The organism is Saccharomonospora sp. NPDC046836, from assembly GCF_040645195.1.
GTDB lineage: Bacteria > Actinomycetota > Actinomycetes > Mycobacteriales > Pseudonocardiaceae > Prauserella_A.
The window spans coordinates 1-1,461 of record NZ_JBEYXW010000127.1 but is presented as its reverse complement, the minus strand read 5'-3'; the positions used below and the strand labels follow the sequence as shown (position 1 = coordinate 1,461).

1 protein-coding gene and 1 pseudogene are annotated in these 1,461 nt (G+C 74.7%); both read left to right on the top strand.

The window, feature by feature from the left end:
- Nucleotides 1-485, top strand: a pseudogene (locus ABZ863_RS35665) (hypothetical protein); the annotation flags it as partial.
- A gap of 270 nt (nucleotides 486-755) precedes the next feature.
- Nucleotides 756-1,461 (top strand): PAS domain-containing protein (locus ABZ863_RS35660; RefSeq protein ID WP_358544208.1); only part of this gene is annotated, 706 nt, incomplete at its 3' end.

Genomic DNA, 1,461 nt, shown 5'->3' with positions numbered 1-1,461 from the left:
CCGCGGGGCCCGTGGTGCAGGAGCCGGCCGCCGGAGCGGGCGCCCCGGACGGAAGAGACGGCGGCCCCGACCCCGAACCCTCCGCGCGCCCCGCCGCACCCCCCGGCGCGCGCGAATGCGCCCCCAACGCCCAGCACGCCGTCCGCCAGGCCAAGGTGCTCGCCGACAACCTGCTGGCCACGCTGCGCGGCGAGGCCCCGCAGCCGTACCGGCACTCCTATGCCGGATCGGTCGCCTCACTGGGGCTGCACAAGGGCGTCGCCCACGTCTACGGACGCAAGCTGAAGGGCTACCCCGCCTGGCTCATGCACCGCGCCTACCACCTCGGGCGGCTCCCCACCTTCAACCGGAAGGCCCGTGTCCTGGCCGAATGGACCCTCTCGGGCCTCTTCAAACGCGAAGTCGTCTCCCTCGGCTCCCTGGAGCACCCCCGTGCGGAATTCGAACTCGCGGCCGGGAACAAACGCCCGAACGAGTCTTCCTGACGCCGATACGGAACCCCCCTCGGACAACCGGCGTCTGACGGAATCGACCGGGTCCGCCCGGCCGGCCGTGTGACGATGGTCCGGCTCCGGACCGCCGGGCACCGCCCGGCCGCCACCGGCCGCGGACGGGCGACGCCCCACCGGAAGCGACACAGCACGCATGATCCAGCGCCCACCGGGAATCCCCCGTTCCGGCCCCCACCCGGAGCGGGCGGTCCTCACCCGCCCCCTTCCTCACTCCCCGCACACGACAACACGAGGCGAGAATCGGTGAACTTCACGCGATGGAGCCCCCGGTTCCCCGGCGCCCAACGCCGCACCACCCGGCGCGCCGACACCGGCGCCGTCCCGGCCGCCCGCGCGGGCACCGCCCCCACCGGGCCCGCCGCCCGCCTCGAAGACCTGCCCGTACGCGCCGTCCTGGACCGCGTCCCGGCCCTGGTCGCGGTCCTCCAGGGCCCCGCGCACCACATCGCGTACGTCAACGACGCCTACACCGAGGCGTTCGGCGTCCGCCCGGCCGGCACCCCGGCCGAGGAGACCATGCCGGAGCTCGAGGAGCTGGGGCTCCTTCCCCTCCTCGACCAGGTCCTGCGCAGCGGCCGCCCCCGCACGGTCAAATCACGCCGACTTCCCGGCGGCCGCTCGTACACCTTCACCTGCACCCCGATCACCGTCCCCACCGCCGACGACGCCGAGGACGACCCCGGGAGCGCCGAATCCGGCGTCCTCGTCTTCGCCGCCGACGTCACCGACCAGGCCGACGCCGCCGAACGGCTGCGCGACAGCGAACGCCGACAGCGCGAGACCGCCGTCACCCTCCAGCGCTCCCTCCTCCCGCAGGAACTCGAACAACCCGACGACCTGCGCATCGCCGCCACCTACCAGCCCGGCGGCGCCGACGCGGCGGTCGGCGGCGACTGGTACGACATGATCACCCTCGGCGGCGGGCGCACCGCCCTGGTCATCGGCGACG